This is a genomic window from Chryseobacterium metallicongregator, from assembly GCF_031324065.1.
Lineage (GTDB): Bacteria > Bacteroidota > Bacteroidia > Flavobacteriales > Weeksellaceae > Chryseobacterium > Chryseobacterium metallicongregator.
Map to the genome: position 1 here is coordinate 448,678 of NZ_JAVIXS010000020.1, position 15,120 is coordinate 463,797.

Consider the following 15,120-nt stretch of genomic DNA (forward strand, 5'->3'; position numbering starts at 1 on the left):
AAATCTACTTTTCCTGATCCGGCAGTAAATTCTGGTTTTCAGTAAAATCCATTACTTTGCAATTCCTGGTATGACAGGGACACTCAGGTTTCCTGACGAGCTCACGCTCTGTACAGCAAAAATATAATTGTCTTTCGAAAGCGGAATCTTCATAGAAAGTTCAGTGGTGAATATTTTTTTCTGCCATACCGGACTGTCTGTTTCCCTTGCCAGCACATAATATCCTGCGGGGATTCCGGATTTTGGCTTTTCCCAATGTAAAGTTGTTGAATTTGTCAGTTCCTTCACATCCATTTCAACTTTCTCTGGTTTCGAGGTAGATTTTGCAAGACTTGCCAATACGGCAACATTAGCTGCGACATTCTTTTTCAGATATTTAAAATCTATAAACTCAGGAAGATCACCATACTGCTTATTGTTTTCAATTCTTATGTCCTGATGCTGATGATCGTAATTTTCATAATATTCGGTCAGTCTTACAGAAGGAAATCCGTTATTCACAAAGCTGGTATGATCTCCTCCACGCAAAAATCTGTCATTTCTATAGATCAGTTTAATCTCCAATCCGTTGACATATTGTTCTGTAATTTCTTTGATATAACGAGCCAGCTGCCTGGATTCACTATCATTTTCAAAACCAAGATTTCTGATTGTCATTGCCTTTTTATCCAGATCTTTGTAAGGCAATCCTTCACTAAACACACGAAGTATACGGGTGTTGATTTCTCCAGTTTCTCCTGCTTTGGGATTACCAATCATGTCATTATTCAAAACAGCTTCCAGTTGCCCATTTTCTCTTTTAATTTTTTCAGCCAATTGTTTAGAGCCTAACAAAGATTGTTCTTCTCCCGAAAAGGCCACGAAAATGACAGACGCCGGAAACGAAGATTTGCTCAGTATTCTCGCAGACTCTATCACAGCACTTACTCCACTCCCATCATCATTGGCACCAGGTGCTTTGGAAGTCCTGTTCATCACATCAGTAACTCTTGAATCCAGATGGCCTCCGATCAGGAAAATTCTCTTATCATTCGGATCTGTTCCTTTGAGAAAAGCAACAGCATTTCCAAGATTTGCCACTTTATCAATTCGTTTTCCATCCGGCTGAATATCTTCCTGCTGTAGATATACTTCCATTCTTCCACCGGAATTTTTAGCATATTCATTGAATTTCCTGATCACCCAATTCCTTGCGGCACCTATTCCGTGTTTAGAATCATCTATCGAACTCAAGGTATGCCGGGTTTCAAAGCTTACCAACTTTCCTATATATGATTTTAATGAATCCTCATTCACCTGCGAGACATATTTTTTCACTTCGTCATCTTTTGAATGCTTCTGAGAAAAAACAGTACAGGAAATCAGTAATAAAAAAACGGAATACCTCATATAACAGATCTTAGATTGTTAAAGATACAAAACCCTACGCTGCAAAATCATCCCTTATGAGAAATTATTTTAATCTCTTTCAATAGGATTAGTGCCCATTTTTAGCATTTCTGCGATCACATCATCCATTTTTGCTCCATATTTTTTGAGCTTATTGATATCCAGCTGAGCAACATAACCGTCCTTCAGTTGCATTTCCATCGTTCCGCTTTTGGAATCCATATTCATCGCCGCAATGTCTTCTGCCGGATTAAAAGTATAATTCTTAATAAGCTTTCTATATTCTTCACCACTCATCTGCTTATTATTTTTCGGTACAAAAGCTGTGATTGCTTTAATTTTCTTAATCTGAACCAATTCAAAACCATGATCATTGTCCCCGTCCTTAATGGCAACAACAAGCCCCGGAAGACCACTGAATTTGTATGGGCCATCGCTTATGGGAAAATCCTTGCTAAACCACGCTTCCCAAGTTCGGCCTTTATAATCTGCAACCGCTTTCTGGCAGTTCAGATCGTTGATCTTTTTAAACTCATTTTCAATTTTCCATTTTGGGATTTCCTGATCTATAGTTACCAGACTTACGCTTTTGTATTTATCATACAGGTTTATCGTCTTTTGGGAATAGTTTTTCTCAATAATATAGTTCAGATTACGGTCATAATTTTTGCCTTTCAACAATGCAGAATAATTTTTGTCTGCCCGATATACTGAATCTCTTTCATATTTAACAGCATTAGTGAAATAGGATTTTTTTCCATCCGTATCCAGGTTCATATAATCAATCACTACAGAATCCTTTTTTTCAATATTTGGTTTCATCTTATACTCGTAGACAAAACGGTAATTCTGTGCATATAAAAGCGGCACGGATAACAAAAAAAGTGCTTTGAATATCTTCTTCATGGAATTAAGTTTTTGGCTAAAATAAGATTAAAATTAGTCTCATACACCAAAAGAAATGATTTTTATAACCTAAAAGAAGTTTTGACTAAAACCTGACAAAAATCTTTAAAGTGCCTTTATTTTTATTACCTCCACACCACGTTTTTATTATATATTTGTTAAAATTCAAAAAAATACAATGGATAAACTTTCAGATAGAGTAAAAAGATTAGGATACTCCCAGACATTTGTAATGTCAAACAAAGCCAGAGAAATGAAAGCCAGCGGAATAGATGTGATTAGCTTAACTCTTGGCGAACCGGATTTCGATGTTCCGGACAATATCAAACAGGCAGCATTCGATGCCATCAATCAAAATTACAGCCACTATTCTCCTGTTCCCGGATTTCTGGAACTGCGTGAGGCTATTGCATATAAATTAAAAAGAGATAATAATCTGGAATATAAACCTACCCAGATTTGTGTTTCCAATGGAGCTAAGCAGGCTATTATCAACGTTTTGGCCGCTATTATCAATGATGGTGATGAAGTTCTTCTTCCTGCACCATACTGGGTAAGCTACGATGAAATGGTAAAAATGATGGGTGGAACTTCTGTAATGCTTCCTACATCTTATGTTACCGATTTCAAAGTGACTGCAGAACAGCTTGAAGAAGCTATTACTGAGAAAACCAAAGCTGTACTTTTTAGCTCGCCATGTAATCCGTCAGGAGGATATTATACCTATGACGAATTGAAATCCATTGCCAAAGTAATTGCTAAATACCCTCAGATAACGATAATTTCTGATGAGATTTATGAATACATTAATTATGAAACGAACACCACTTCGATTGCTCAGTTCCCAGAAGTGTATGAACAGACTGCGGTAATCAATGGAATGTCAAAAGCATTTGCTATGACCGGATGGAGAATCGGGTATTCTGCATGTCCGGAATGGCTGGCAAAAGCTTGTGAAAAAGTACAGGGACAGATGACCAGCGGCGCCAATACGGTAGCACAAAGAGCTTCTATTGTTGCCCTGAAAGCAGATCCTTCCGAATACAGATACATGATTGATGCTTTCAAAAAAAGAAGAGATCTTGTCTATGAACTGATCAAAGAAATCCCAGGATTCAAAGTGGTACTTCCAAAGGCTGCCTTCTATTTCTTCCCGGATATTTCTTACTATATTGGAAAAACCCTTGATGGAACAGAAATTAAAAACTCTGACGACTTTGCCATGTTCCTTCTGGAAAATGCTCACGTTGGATGTGTAGGTGGATTCTCTTTTGGAAGCCCGGAATGTATCAGATTCTCTTATGCCGCTTCTGAGGAAGATTTAAGAGAGGCCATGAAACGAATTAAAAATTTATTGGAAAAATTCAATTAACAAATTAATAACCCAACATAAAACACGACAGCAATGAATCTGTTAAAAAAACTAACCATCGCTACAAGTATTGCCGCTGCAAGTTTCGCAGGATATGCTTTTGGCCAGGATTTCCAATGGAAAGAAGCGACTTCCAATGGCTACAAGTATAAATATGTAACCAATGACCCAACTTCCGCAAGGTATTATACTTTGAAAAACGGATTAACGGTAATTTTGAGTCCTACCAATAAAGATCCGAGAATACAAACGTATATTGCAACAAAAGCAGGAAGCAAAACCGATCCTGCAGACCACACAGGTCTTGCCCACTATCTGGAGCACATGCTTTTCAAAGGAACAAACCAGTTTGGATCTAAAGACTGGGCAAAAGAAAAACCTCTTTTAGACCAGATTGACGCTCTTTACGAAAAGTACAACCAGACCAAGGATGAAGCCAAAAGAAAAGAAATCTACAAAGAAATTGACAGAGTTTCCGGAGAGGCAGCAAAATTTGCAATCGCAAATGAATACGATAAAATGATGGCTGGTATGGGAGCTGATGGCACCAATGCCTTCACTTCTTTTGAACAAACGGTGTACACAGAAGATGTACCTGCAAATGTTCTTGACAAATTCCTTGCCGTACAGTCTGAAAGATTCAGAGAACCGGTTCTAAGACTTTTCCATACAGAGCTTGAAGCGGTATATGAAGAAAAAAACAGATCTCTTGATGATGACGGAGATAAAGTTTTCGATACGATGTTTGCCAACCTTTTCCCTAATAACAATTATGGAAAGCAAACCACTATCGGAACCATTGAACACCTGAAAAACCCTTCTCTACACGCGATCAGAGAATATTATAACAATTATTACGTTCCGAATAATATGGGAATCATCATGTCCGGAGATTTTAATCCGGATGAAGTGATTGCAAAAATTGATAAGGCTTTCTCTTACATGAAACCTAAAGCAATTCCTGAATATAAAGTCGGGCAGGAAAAACCTATCACCGCTCCGGTTGTAAAAGAAGTGGTAGGACCGAATCCTGAAAACGTAATGCTTGGTTTCAGATTTCCGGGAGCTTCTACCAAAGATGCCAGAATGCTGAATCTTGTTGGAAACATGCTTACTAACGGACAAGCAGGATTGATCGATCTTGATCTGGTAAAAAAACAGAAACTACTGGGTGCTTATGCCGGAGCTTATGCTTTGAAAGATTATTCTGTTTTACTTTTACAGGGTAAGCCCACTGAAGGACAGTCTCTGGATGAAGTAAAAAATCTTCTTCTTCAGGAAATTGATAAATTAAGAAAAGGGGATTTTTCTGATGACCTTATCCAGTCTATCGTAAACAACGAGAAGAAAGGTATTATTCAGAAAGATGAAAAATATTCGTCAAGAGCAAGCATCCTGATGGATGAATTCACTTCAGAAGTTGATCACAAAGCATCGCTTGAGTATGTTGATGAGATTTCAAAACTAACGAAAAAAGATATCATGGATTTTGTATCCAAATATCTTCAGAACAATAACTACGTTGCAGTTTACAAAAGAAAAGGGGAAGATAAGAGCATTGTAAAAGTTGATAAACCAACCATTACACCGGTTTCCGTTAACAGAGAAGACCAGTCTCCTTTCCTTAAGAAGATTGATGAAATGCCTGAAAACCCTATCGCTCCGGTATGGTTGAATTATGACAAAGACATCGCTAAAAACAAATTAGCTGCTGTAGATGTACTTTCTGTAAAAAATACAGACAACGCTTTGTTCAGAATGTATTATCACTTTGATTCAGGAAAATGGAACAACAAAATTCTTCCATTAGCAGCAGAATATCTTCAGTATTTAGGAACGAAAGACAAGTCTTCTGAAATCATCAGTAAGGAATTCTACAAACTTGCCTCAAACTTCAATGTGAGTGCAGGAAACGAGGAAACTTACGTATCACTGGAAGGTTTAAATGAAAACTTTGATAAAACCATTTCCTTATTTGAAGATTTAATCAAAAACTGTCAGGCAGACCAGGCTGCTCTTGATGCTTACAAAGTTAGATTGAAGAAAGCCAGAGCAAACGCAAAACAGAATAAAGGAGTAATTATGTCCGGGTTGAGAAGTTACGCTCAATACGGTGCACAGAATCCTTTCAATAATGTACTAAGCGATGCTGAACTTGATGCATTAAAAGCTGAAGACTTAATTAATGTTCTTCATGATTTATTCAATTTCAAGCACAAAGTACTGTATTATGGTCCAAAATCAGGAAATGATGTAGTAGCAGCTTTGAAACCTGTTCACAAACTTCCTGCTACCCTGAAAGATCTTCCTAAGTCTAAAACTTTCGCTCAGATCCCAACTGATAAGAACAAAGTTTTATTTGCTCATTATGATATGGTACAGGCTGAAGTTTTCTGGGTAAGAAATTCTGATCCGTACAATGCATCCACTACTCCAACGGTAAGCTTATTTAACAACTATTTCGGAGGCGGAATGGGATCTATTGTATTCCAGACTATCAGAGAATCAAAAGCACTGGCTTATTCTACCTATTCTTATTTTGCACTTCCAAGTAAGAAAACAGACAAAGACATGGTTATGGCTTATGTTGGAACGCAGGCAGACAAATTCAATGAGTCTACAACGGCTATGAATGAGCTTCTGACGACCCTTCCAAAGTCTGAGCAGTTATTCGAAACAGCGAAAAGCGGATTGAAAAAATCAATTGCTTCTGAAAGAATTACTCAGGACGGAATCATCTTCTCTTATCTGAAATCTCAAAAGCTTGGAAACAACTTTGATATGAGAAAGAATGTTTATGAACAGGCACCAAAACTGTCTTTCACAGACATCAACTCATTCCATGATAAGGAAATGAAAAACAAGAACTACACCTACTGCCTTGTCGCTTCTCAAGACAAAGTGAATGAGGCTGATATGCAGAAATTAGGCGAAGTAAAAAAACTTAATTTAACTGAAATATTTGGTTATTAAAATAAACAAAAAGCCCTGATATCAGGGCTTTTTTATTTAACATCACACCAAAAACAATTATAGATTTTATTTATCGATTTTAGTTTGTTTGATAGATGAATCTTTTATATATTTGCATTAGAAATTTAAATATAAAACAGAAAATTATGTCTTTAGTAGGAAAAAAATTCCCAAATTTAACAATCGACGCAATGTCTGAAATGGGTGACGATTTAAGAATCAACATCCTTGATGAAGCAGTAAACAACCAGCAAAAAGTTCTTTTATTCTGGTACCCTAAAGATTTCACTTTCGTATGTCCTACTGAGCTTCACGCTTTCCAGGAGGCTTTAGGTGAATTCGAAAAAAGAAACACTAAAGTAATCGGTGCATCTTGTGATACTAACGAAGTACACTTCGCATGGTTGAACACACCAAAAGATAACGGAGGAATTGAAGGAGTAACTTACCCACTTTTAGCTGATACTCACAGACAATTGGCTAACACTTTGGGAATTGTTGATCAGGACTTCGAATATGACGAAGATGGAAATGAAGTTTTCACAGGTTCTAACGTAACTTACAGAGCAACTTACCTTATCGACGAAACTGGAAAAATCTTCCACGAAGCGGTAAACGATATGCCTCTAGGAAGAAACGTAAAAGAATTCTTAAGATTAATCGACGCTTACACACACGTACAAAAGCACGGTGAAGTATGTCCTGCAAACTGGGAAGAAGGGAAAGACGCTATGAAAGCTGACAGAACTTCTACAGCAGAATACTTAGCGAAGAACTAATAGAATGTGTTAATATTGAAAATGAGATAATTGGAGGATTATCAAAAATTATCTCATTTTCTTCTTTACAAAGCATTAGCACATTTTCAAATTAATAAATTTTCAAATTACAATCATGTACACAGAATTAACCGAAGATACATTACAAAATATAGTGAACGACAATGAAAAAGTAGTTGTTCAGTATGGCGCAACATGGTGCGGAAACTGCAGAATCATGAAGCCGAAATTCAAAAAATTAGCATCTGAAAATGACTCTATTCCATTTTTATATGTTGATGCTGAAAAGCTTCCTGAAAGCAGAAAATTAGCAAAAGTAGACAACTTACCTACTTTCGCAATCTTTAAAAACGGAGAATTGGTTAACCAAGTTCAATCAAACCAGGCGGAAAGTTTAATTAACCTTTTTAACGAATTAGCATAATGAAATTACCCGTAATCAGACAGTTTTATCAGAATCAGACTCCTGAAAATCTTGAAAAGACTTTAGAAGTACTGGAAAGTTTCTGCGAATTCAGAGGAACAAGCGAAGAAGATCTGAATGTTGCAGGAGAATTGATCACCAACATCTGTGGAGCTCTGGAAGTTCACGCTAATGTACAAAACGGAATGAGCGAGAAGGATGCTTTAAACTCTTTTGCTCAGAAGGTTTTAGGGTCAATTGACAAATAACATCTTACGATTATTTTTAATCAAAAGACTGTAAAAACACAAACTATACAATACCTGAGGTTTTCCTCATTACTATACTTTTTTCTATTCTTTAAGAATCTTTTCTTTCAACTTAAAATATACTTCAAAGGACTTTAACCAGTCATATGAAGCCGGAAGTTGTATGAAAAATTGTAAAGAATAACCAATTAAAATCCTGGTGATATTTTCATCAGGATTTTTGGGGTTTACTTCTGAAACCACGAATAACACAAATAATTTTCACCGATATCACAAATATTAATACAGCTGTTCAAAAATCATTCATCAAAAAAAAAGATATACAAATCACACGTCCTATTGATATTATTAAATTCGTGTTTATTCGTGAAATTATTAGTGACATTTGTGTTTAATTTTAAAAACCACAAGTAACACAAATATTCCTTCACAAATAACACAAATAAATATACGAAAGCATCCGTATCAATCTGTGGGATACTTATAAGTTTTGGCTTAAGCCGTTGGAAGATGTTCATAATGATAAAACGGGCTAAAGCCCGTTCCTACTGATATATTAAATTGTGTTTATTCGTGAAATTATAGTGACATTTGTGTTTAATTTTAAAAACCACAAGTAACACAAATAAATATACGAAAGCATCCGTGTCAATTTGTGGGATACTTATAAGTTTCGGCTTAAGCCGTTGGAAGGCATCCATAAAATATAAAACGGGTTAAAGCCTGTTTCTATTGATATTATTACATTCGTGTTATTCGTGAAAACATTTGTGAACTTTGTGTTTAAATTTTGTGTTTAAATAATAAAAAAATCCCGATGAAAGATCACCGGGACTCTATATTTTAAAAGATAAAATCTACTTATCAATTAGCTTCTTCTGCTCATCAGAATACTCAGAATGTACCAGAATAAAAGCATAATTGAAGCAAAAAGCTGCAATGCCGCTCCTACATACTGATTCGTTCCATAAGAATCTTTTAATTTACTTGTCTGATATAGAATGGTAGCTGACGCTAAAATCACCATTCCAACAGAGAACCACAACCCAAGGTTAAATCCGAAGATCATCCCTCCTACAATTAATCCAATGGAAATAAATCCACCGATTACAATGATATTTCTCAAGAAAGAAAAATCTCTTTTAGAAGTGAATGCTACTGCAGAAATCCCTGCAAACATAGCAATCGTTAAAGTAGCAGCCTGGAAGATTACATTGGCACCACCCGTCATATTGGTTGCAATAAAAAGCAGAGGTAAAAAGATAATCGCTTCCAGCAAGATATAAAAACCAAGCCCCATATATTGGGTAGATTTACTTTGCGAAAGTGACCATTTGGAAGCTAAAACCGAAGCTAGCCAGAAAACTCCGATAATCAACAGCCAGATATACCTTTGGCTAAACATCATCGCAATAAGTTCTGCCGGAACAGTTTTCAATAATATCGTTTCAACTCCAATAAATGCAAGAATAGATAAAGCAACATGCAAATACGTCTTCTTGTAAAAACTCGCCTTCTCCACGTCCGAAGAATGAGCGACTAAAACATCTGTCATCATAGTTAATATTTTTTTTAGTTAATCGAAAATAAATTTTATTTACTTCGCAGGCAAAACACCCAGGATTTTACCATCATCTTCAAATACTGCTGTAATGGCCTCTTTTGAAGATGATTCTCCTGCATATTTATATTTAATACTTGGATGATTGGTTCCATCCATCGTTTTATAGTATCCTGCTTTTAAGATTTCAAGCTTTTTATTGGGATTAATACCTTCTTTGACTTTTTTAAGAACATCATCCGTAACAATTTCCTTTACCTTATCAGAAAGCAATCCATCAATGGTTGTACGGTCAGAAGCCTGTAAAGCTTCAACGAACTTCAGGAAGTTTTCATTATACAAACTAACCTTCTCCTTACTTATACTAGCCTGCTGCTCTTTTTTGGGACTGTTTTCAATCTTTGCACCTGTTACTTTCTGTGCAAAAATCAACTGTCCGCCCACAAGAGCAAGTCCCAGCAATAATTTTTTCATAGTATTCATTTTTGTTCTGGTGAAATAAGTGATGGAAGATACGAAAATCAGACCAGTTCTAAAAATTTCATTGTATCTACATTATCCGCATACGTATCAAGTCCCGGATTTTGTGCTTCACCAAACGGGATAGCATCCAATCCGACCTCTTCTTTTGCTACTACACACTGGATATTTTCCTCATTTTCAACCATAAAGCTTTTCACATCATCCAACGATTCATATCTGCTGAAATTAATTACAGAAAGTGGGCTGAATAGCTTATCATCCTCTTTCAGCATTACAAAATTATTATCCCAGAATTTATCCTGGTTCAAAAGATAAACCGCTCTGTTATAATCATAATTATTTGCATATTTATTATGATTGATAATATCCTGGAAGCCTATGAAGTTTTCAAACAACCTGTCAATAATAAAATCCTGCGGAATGAAAATTCTCGTCACATTTCTGCATCCTAATCCGAAATATTGGAAAATATCTTTTGCCAGAAGCTGCAATTCTTCATTCGTTTCATCTCCTTTCAACACTGCAACGGAAGTTCTGTTCTTACGGATAATATTTAAATGATTTTTAAAATAATATTCCAGATATCTTGCTGTATTATTACTTCCGGTAGCAATAACTGCATCAAAATTTTCCAATTTTTCAACAAATTCAAAAGCTACATTCCCATTGGAAAACTCATTCCACTTTTTTAATAAAAAAGGGATCATATACTTATCCTTTGAAGACAGCTTAATGACAGGAATGTGGTTGCTTAGCACAACAGACATCACATCATGAAACCCTACCAAAGGGATATTTCCTGCTAAAATAAGTCCAACTCTTTTAGAAATTTTAGAGATTGAATAATTTCTCAGCCAGTTTTTGATATTTTCTTCAGTCAGAAGATCTGTCCATTGCTGTAAAGCAAATTTCTGATTATCAATGGTAAACCACGGATTCTCTATTTCAGATCTTTTTAACAATAATTCAATATCAACATCATCTTCATTGTGATTTTTCGGTTTCTTAGCTAAAAACGCTTTTATATAACCACTTAATTTAATAAGTCCTAAAACTTGATTTTCGGTATTCATAATTACTTTAAAATTGGGTAAAATTTTGTAATTTTGTGCAAATTTAAAAAAAATTAGCGATGGCTATTAAAATAACTGATGAATGCATTAACTGTGGGGCTTGCGAACCGGAATGCCCAAACAATGCAATATATGAAGGAGCTGTAGATTGGAAAGCTTCTGACGGTACGGCTCTTCAAGGTACGATTACGATGCCGTCAGGACTTACTGTAGATGCCAATTCACCACAGGAACCTGTAAGTGATGATGTATACTTCATTGTAACAGATAAATGTACAGAGTGTAAAGGATTCCATGAAGAACCTCAGTGTGCAGCGGTATGCCCTGTAGACTGCTGTGTACCTGATGAAGATCACGTAGAATCTGAAGAAGCTCTTCTTAATAAAAAAGCATTCTTACACGGTGAATAAAAAATTCCGTCTCATCATCTGTGAGGCGGTTTTTTTAACCCAAAATCCAATTAAATCAAAATAAAGCAGAAGGATAATTAATTCCCAAAGCATCCAAAAATAAAAATATGAACAAAAAACACAATTTTAGCGCAGGGCCATGTATTTTGCCACAGGAAGTATTTGAAAAATCAGCACAGGCTATCCTGGACTTTAACGGTATTGGATTATCTCTTCTTGAAATCTCCCACAGAAGTAAGGATTTCGTTGCTGTAATGGATGAAGCGCGTGCCATTGTAAAAAGATTGATGAATCTTGGTGATGATTATGAAGTACTTTATTTAGGAGGTGGTGCCAGCCTGCAATTTGCAATGGTTCCTTACAACCTGATGAAAGTAGGAGGAAAAGCAGCTTACCTGGATACAGGAACTTGGGCGGCCGGAGCTATTAAAGAAGCAAAAAAAGTAGGAACAGTAGATGTAGTAGGTTCTTCAAAAGAAGAAAACTATTCTTTTATTCCTAAAGATTATACGGTAGGTGCAGAATATGATTATTTCCACTGTACTTCCAACAACACCATTTATGGAACTCAAATGAAATCCTTCCCTGAAGTAGATACACTGATGGTATGTGATATGAGTTCTGATATTTTCTCAAGACAACTGGATTTCTCTAAATTTGATCTGATCTTTGCCGGAGCTCAGAAAAATATGGGACCTGCAGGAGTTACTTTAGTAGTTATAAAAAAAGAAATTCTTGGTAAAACAGGAAGAGAAAATATGTTCTCCATTCTGGATTATTCTCAGCATATTGCTAAAGAATCCATGTACAATACTCCACCGGTATTCCCTGTATATGCTTCTTTACTTACTCTTCAGTATCTTGAAAGAAATGGAGGAATTGCTGCTGCAGAACAAAGAAACGAAGCTAAAGCCAAACTTTTATATGACGAAATCGACAGCAACCCGTTATTCGAAACTTTCTGTGTAAAAGAAGACCGTTCACTCATGAATGTTTCTTTCAAAATTACAGACGAAAGCAAGAAAGAAGAATTTGACAATGCGTGGAAAGCAGCAGGGATCAGCGGATTAAACGGACACAGAAGCCTGGGCGGATACAGAGCTAGCTTATACAATGCCTTACCTATCGAAAGTGTACAGGTTTTGGTGGATGTAATGAAGTCAATAAAATAGCTTATATTAGGCGACCGAAAAATAAAAGGATATAAGACAAAAGATGTCAGATAACAGACCTCAAAATCTAACTTCTGACATCTTCAATCTAACATCAATAAAATAACTCATGAAAGTTTTAGCAAACGACGGAATTTCAAAAGCAGGAGAAAAGGCTCTAAAAGAAGCCGGAATTGAAATTCTGGACAATAGAGTGGCTCAGGATCACGTTATTAATTTTATCAACGATAATAATGTGGATGTTCTTCTGGTAAGAAGTGCAACGAAAGTAAGACAGGATCTGATTGATGCATGCCCGGGCCTTAAGATTATCGGAAGAGGCGGTATCGGAATGGACAATATTGATGTAGAATATGCCAAAAGTAAAGGCATCAAAGTCATCAATACACCTACAGCATCTTCAAAATCAGTGGCAGAACTGGTTTTCGGACACTTCATTTCATTGGCAAGATTCCTTCACGAATCGAACAGATTGATGCCTCTGGAAGGAGAAACTCATTTCAATGCTATGAAAAAGTCATTCAGCAATGCGTATGAACTTTCAGGAAAAACATTAGGAGTAATCGGCTTTGGAAGCATTGGCCAGGAAGTCATAAAGATAGGGATTGCTTTAGGAATGAAAGTAATCGTTCTGACAAGAAGCCCGAAAACAGAAGTTCTTACACTGAACTTCTTCAACGGACAGTCTGTGAACTTTGAAATCACTTCCACCAATGATATGAATGCATTCCTTAAAGAGGCGGATTTCATCAGTATTAATACGCCGAAAACGAATGAGTATATTATAGACACCCCTCAGTTTGAAAAAATGAAAGATGGAGTCTATATTGTAAATACTGCAAGAGGAGGTGTCATCAATGAAGTGACCCTTATCGATTTTATCGAGTCAGGAAAAGTAGCCGGAGCTGCATTGGATGTTTTTGAAAACGAACCAAGTCCGGAACTGCCTTTACTGATGAACCCTGCATTATCACTTTCCCCTCACGTAGGTGGCAATACGGTGGATGCGCAAGAAAAAATCGGTATCGAACTTGCAGAACAAATTATTAAGCTACAAAAAGAAACTATAAGATAAATATGCCTGTTTTTAAACCTTTCCGTGGAATAAGACCTCATAGAGACTTTGAGAGCACTTTCCCTACCCATCCACTGGATAATTTCACCCAGGAAGAGATCGCAGAGAAGGCTCAAGTTGAAAATACTTACATCAATATGATTAAACCTTATGTTGTAAGTAAATCTAAAGATATTGACCGGAACCTTCGAAAGATCCGTTCCACATTTGAAGAGCTTCTGGAAGAAAAGAAATTGGTCCAGGACAACTCAGCCTACTATCTTTATGAGCAGATCTACCCCAACAAACAGATGTTCAGAGGACTTCTGGGATTGGCAAGTATTGAAGATTTCTGGAATGGAAAAATCAAAAGACATGAAAGTACCATCCCGCAAAAAAAGGAAAAACTGGCTCACTACCTTGAAAAAGTAAACCTGCAGGCTGAACCTGTGCTTCTTACCTACCCTGCCAATTCAAAAATTGAATTGCTGATGAATCATGAGGAAAAAAATGTTCCTATCTTCAATCATGTAGATTCTATGGGTATCAGACATAAAATCTGGAGAATAGACAACCGCCTGAAGCTACAGCAATTTAAAGAAGTGATTGATCAGATTGATTCGTTTTATATTGCTGATGGACATCACAGAATTGGTTCCACTGCAATCAATGCAAAATATCACAAGGAGAAAAACAAAAAGCATAATGGTACAGAACTTTACAACTTTGTATACAGCTTTATTGTCTCCAACCAGTCGATAAAGATTCATGATTACAACAGAATCTTACACGATCTGAATGGTACTTCTCCGGCAGATTTCCTGAAAGAGCTTGAGAAATATTTCCTGATTCACGAAAAAGGAGAAGCATCATACTATCCTTCTCAAAAATTCCATATTTCAATGTATATGGATGGGAAGTTCTATTCTCTTCACGTGAAGCACGATCTTCGTTCCAAAGAAATGTCTCTTGACAATCTGGATCACCATCTTTTAGATAAGTATATTTTCAAAAACATTCTGAAAATTGAAGATCCGGACAGCTCTGAACTTATTTCTTATGTAAAGGGAACTTCCAATATCAATGGAATTAATCTTTTAAAAGAAAAAGTAGACAACGGTGAAGGTAAAGTTGGTTTTGGAATTTACCCTGTAAGTTTTAATGATATGATTAAAATTTCAGACTTAAAATTAAGCATGCCTCCAAAATGTACATTTATTGAGCCCAAATTAATTACAGCCTTATTAATGTACGACATGAAACCTTAATAAATTCC

The 15,120-nt window shown here is 36.2% G+C and carries 14 protein-coding genes; 9 read left to right on the forward strand and 5 right to left on the reverse strand.

The features are described from left to right. Nucleotides 1–51: 51 nt before the first annotated feature. Nucleotides 52–1,389: a M20/M25/M40 family metallo-hydrolase gene (locus tag REB14_RS19940; protein WP_079241408.1), complete on the reverse strand. Its 1,338-nt coding sequence runs from the start codon at nucleotides 1,387–1,389 to the stop codon at nucleotides 52–54. 69 nt (nucleotides 1,390–1,458) lie between these two features. Continuing rightward, entirely contained in the window at nucleotides 1,459–2,295 is an 837-nt protein-coding gene (locus tag REB14_RS19945) for a GLPGLI family protein (RefSeq protein ID WP_309523077.1), read from the reverse strand. Nucleotides 2,296–2,473: 178 nt separating this feature from the next. On the opposite strand from REB14_RS19945, the gene REB14_RS19950 reads away from it, so the two are divergent. The 5 genes from REB14_RS19950 to REB14_RS19970 all read left to right on the forward strand — a co-directional run bounded on the left by REB14_RS19950 (nucleotide 2,474) and on the right by REB14_RS19970 (nucleotide 8,091). Further along, nucleotides 2,474–3,667 (forward strand): pyridoxal phosphate-dependent aminotransferase, encoded by a 1,194-nt coding sequence (locus tag REB14_RS19950; protein WP_079241406.1) that lies wholly within the window; start codon nucleotides 2,474–2,476, stop codon nucleotides 3,665–3,667. Between the two features lie 33 nt (nucleotides 3,668–3,700). Continuing rightward, nucleotides 3,701–6,640 carry a M16 family metallopeptidase gene (locus REB14_RS19955; protein ID WP_309523078.1) on the forward strand — a complete coding sequence of 980 codons (2,940 nt, stop codon included), beginning with the start codon at nucleotides 3,701–3,703 and terminating at the stop codon, nucleotides 6,638–6,640. 146 nt (nucleotides 6,641–6,786) lie between these two features. Next, the gene (locus tag REB14_RS19960) at nucleotides 6,787–7,419 is read left to right on the forward strand and encodes a peroxiredoxin (protein ID WP_034698496.1); all 633 of its coding nucleotides are present in this window, start codon (nucleotides 6,787–6,789) and stop codon (nucleotides 7,417–7,419) included. Between the two features lie 115 nt (nucleotides 7,420–7,534). Further along, nucleotides 7,535–7,843 carry a thioredoxin family protein gene (locus tag REB14_RS19965; RefSeq protein ID WP_034698499.1) on the forward strand — a complete coding sequence of 103 codons (309 nt, stop codon included), beginning with the start codon at nucleotides 7,535–7,537 and terminating at the stop codon, nucleotides 7,841–7,843. Continuing rightward, nucleotides 7,843–8,091, forward strand: coding sequence for a DUF6952 family protein (locus tag REB14_RS19970; RefSeq protein WP_002980002.1), 249 nt, complete (start codon nucleotides 7,843–7,845; stop codon nucleotides 8,089–8,091). Before REB14_RS19965 ends, REB14_RS19970 begins: the two co-directional genes overlap by 1 nt. A gap of 868 nt (nucleotides 8,092–8,959) precedes the next feature. Here the strand turns inward: REB14_RS19970 and REB14_RS19975 are convergent. Genes REB14_RS19975 through REB14_RS19985 form a run of 3 tightly spaced genes read right to left on the reverse strand, consistent with a single transcriptional unit; the run spans nucleotide 8,960 to nucleotide 11,208 of the window. Next, on the reverse strand, nucleotides 8,960–9,649 hold the full coding sequence (locus REB14_RS19975; RefSeq protein ID WP_309523079.1) for a Bax inhibitor-1/YccA family protein: 690 nt from the start codon (nucleotides 9,647–9,649) through the stop codon (nucleotides 8,960–8,962). Nucleotides 9,650–9,688: 39 nt separating this feature from the next. Next, nucleotides 9,689–10,126: a peptidylprolyl isomerase gene (locus tag REB14_RS19980; protein WP_238594396.1), complete on the reverse strand. Its 438-nt coding sequence runs from the start codon at nucleotides 10,124–10,126 to the stop codon at nucleotides 9,689–9,691. 47 nt (nucleotides 10,127–10,173) lie between these two features. Then, nucleotides 10,174–11,208 (reverse strand): acyl-CoA reductase, encoded by a 1,035-nt coding sequence (locus REB14_RS19985; RefSeq protein ID WP_309523080.1) that lies wholly within the window; start codon nucleotides 11,206–11,208, stop codon nucleotides 10,174–10,176. Nucleotides 11,209–11,267: 59 nt separating this feature from the next. On the opposite strand from REB14_RS19985, the gene REB14_RS19990 reads away from it, so the two are divergent. From REB14_RS19990 to REB14_RS20005, 4 genes are all read left to right on the forward strand, one after another. After that, nucleotides 11,268–11,618 (forward strand): 4Fe-4S binding protein, encoded by a 351-nt coding sequence (locus REB14_RS19990; protein ID WP_034698512.1) that lies wholly within the window; start codon nucleotides 11,268–11,270, stop codon nucleotides 11,616–11,618. A 107-nt stretch (nucleotides 11,619–11,725) separates the two neighbouring features. Next, complete coding sequence (gene serC, locus REB14_RS19995; protein ID WP_079241401.1) at nucleotides 11,726–12,790, forward strand: 3-phosphoserine/phosphohydroxythreonine transaminase; 1,065 nt, start codon at nucleotides 11,726–11,728, stop codon at nucleotides 12,788–12,790. A 109-nt stretch (nucleotides 12,791–12,899) separates the two neighbouring features. Next, on the forward strand, nucleotides 12,900–13,865 hold the full coding sequence (locus REB14_RS20000; RefSeq protein WP_079241400.1) for a D-2-hydroxyacid dehydrogenase: 966 nt from the start codon (nucleotides 12,900–12,902) through the stop codon (nucleotides 13,863–13,865). 2 nt (nucleotides 13,866–13,867) lie between these two features. Continuing rightward, a complete protein-coding gene (locus tag REB14_RS20005; RefSeq protein WP_079241399.1) occupies nucleotides 13,868–15,112 on the forward strand; it encodes a DUF1015 domain-containing protein in 1,245 nt (414 codons plus the stop codon). Nucleotides 15,113–15,120 lie beyond the last annotated feature (8 nt).

Bases quoted from the DNA above. Each gene is read 5' to 3' on its own strand.
- REB14_RS19970 (WP_002980002.1), top strand. From the start codon at position 7,843: ATGAAATTACCCGTAATCAGACAGTTTTATCAGAATCAGACTCCTGAA.
- REB14_RS19980 (WP_238594396.1), bottom strand. From the start codon at position 10,126: ATGAAAAAATTATTGCTGGGACTTGCTCTTGTGGGCGGACAGTTGATT.
- REB14_RS19975 (WP_309523079.1), bottom strand. From the start codon at position 9,649: ATGATGACAGATGTTTTAGTCGCTCATTCTTCGGACGTGGAGAAGGCG.
- REB14_RS19955 (WP_309523078.1), top strand. From the start codon at position 3,701: ATGAATCTGTTAAAAAAACTAACCATCGCTACAAGTATTGCCGCTGCA.
- REB14_RS19950 (WP_079241406.1), top strand. From the start codon at position 2,474: ATGGATAAACTTTCAGATAGAGTAAAAAGATTAGGATACTCCCAGACA.
- REB14_RS19985 (WP_309523080.1), bottom strand. From the start codon at position 11,208: ATGAATACCGAAAATCAAGTTTTAGGACTTATTAAATTAAGTGGTTAT.
- REB14_RS20005 (WP_079241399.1), top strand. From the start codon at position 13,868: ATGCCTGTTTTTAAACCTTTCCGTGGAATAAGACCTCATAGAGACTTT.
- REB14_RS19990 (WP_034698512.1), top strand. From the start codon at position 11,268: ATGGCTATTAAAATAACTGATGAATGCATTAACTGTGGGGCTTGCGAA.
- serC (WP_079241401.1), top strand. From the start codon at position 11,726: ATGAACAAAAAACACAATTTTAGCGCAGGGCCATGTATTTTGCCACAG.
- REB14_RS19945 (WP_309523077.1), bottom strand. From the start codon at position 2,295: ATGAAGAAGATATTCAAAGCACTTTTTTTGTTATCCGTGCCGCTTTTA.
- REB14_RS19940 (WP_079241408.1), bottom strand. From the start codon at position 1,389: ATGAGGTATTCCGTTTTTTTATTACTGATTTCCTGTACTGTTTTTTCT.
- REB14_RS19960 (WP_034698496.1), top strand. From the start codon at position 6,787: ATGTCTTTAGTAGGAAAAAAATTCCCAAATTTAACAATCGACGCAATG.
- REB14_RS19965 (WP_034698499.1), top strand. From the start codon at position 7,535: ATGTACACAGAATTAACCGAAGATACATTACAAAATATAGTGAACGAC.
- REB14_RS20000 (WP_079241400.1), top strand. From the start codon at position 12,900: ATGAAAGTTTTAGCAAACGACGGAATTTCAAAAGCAGGAGAAAAGGCT.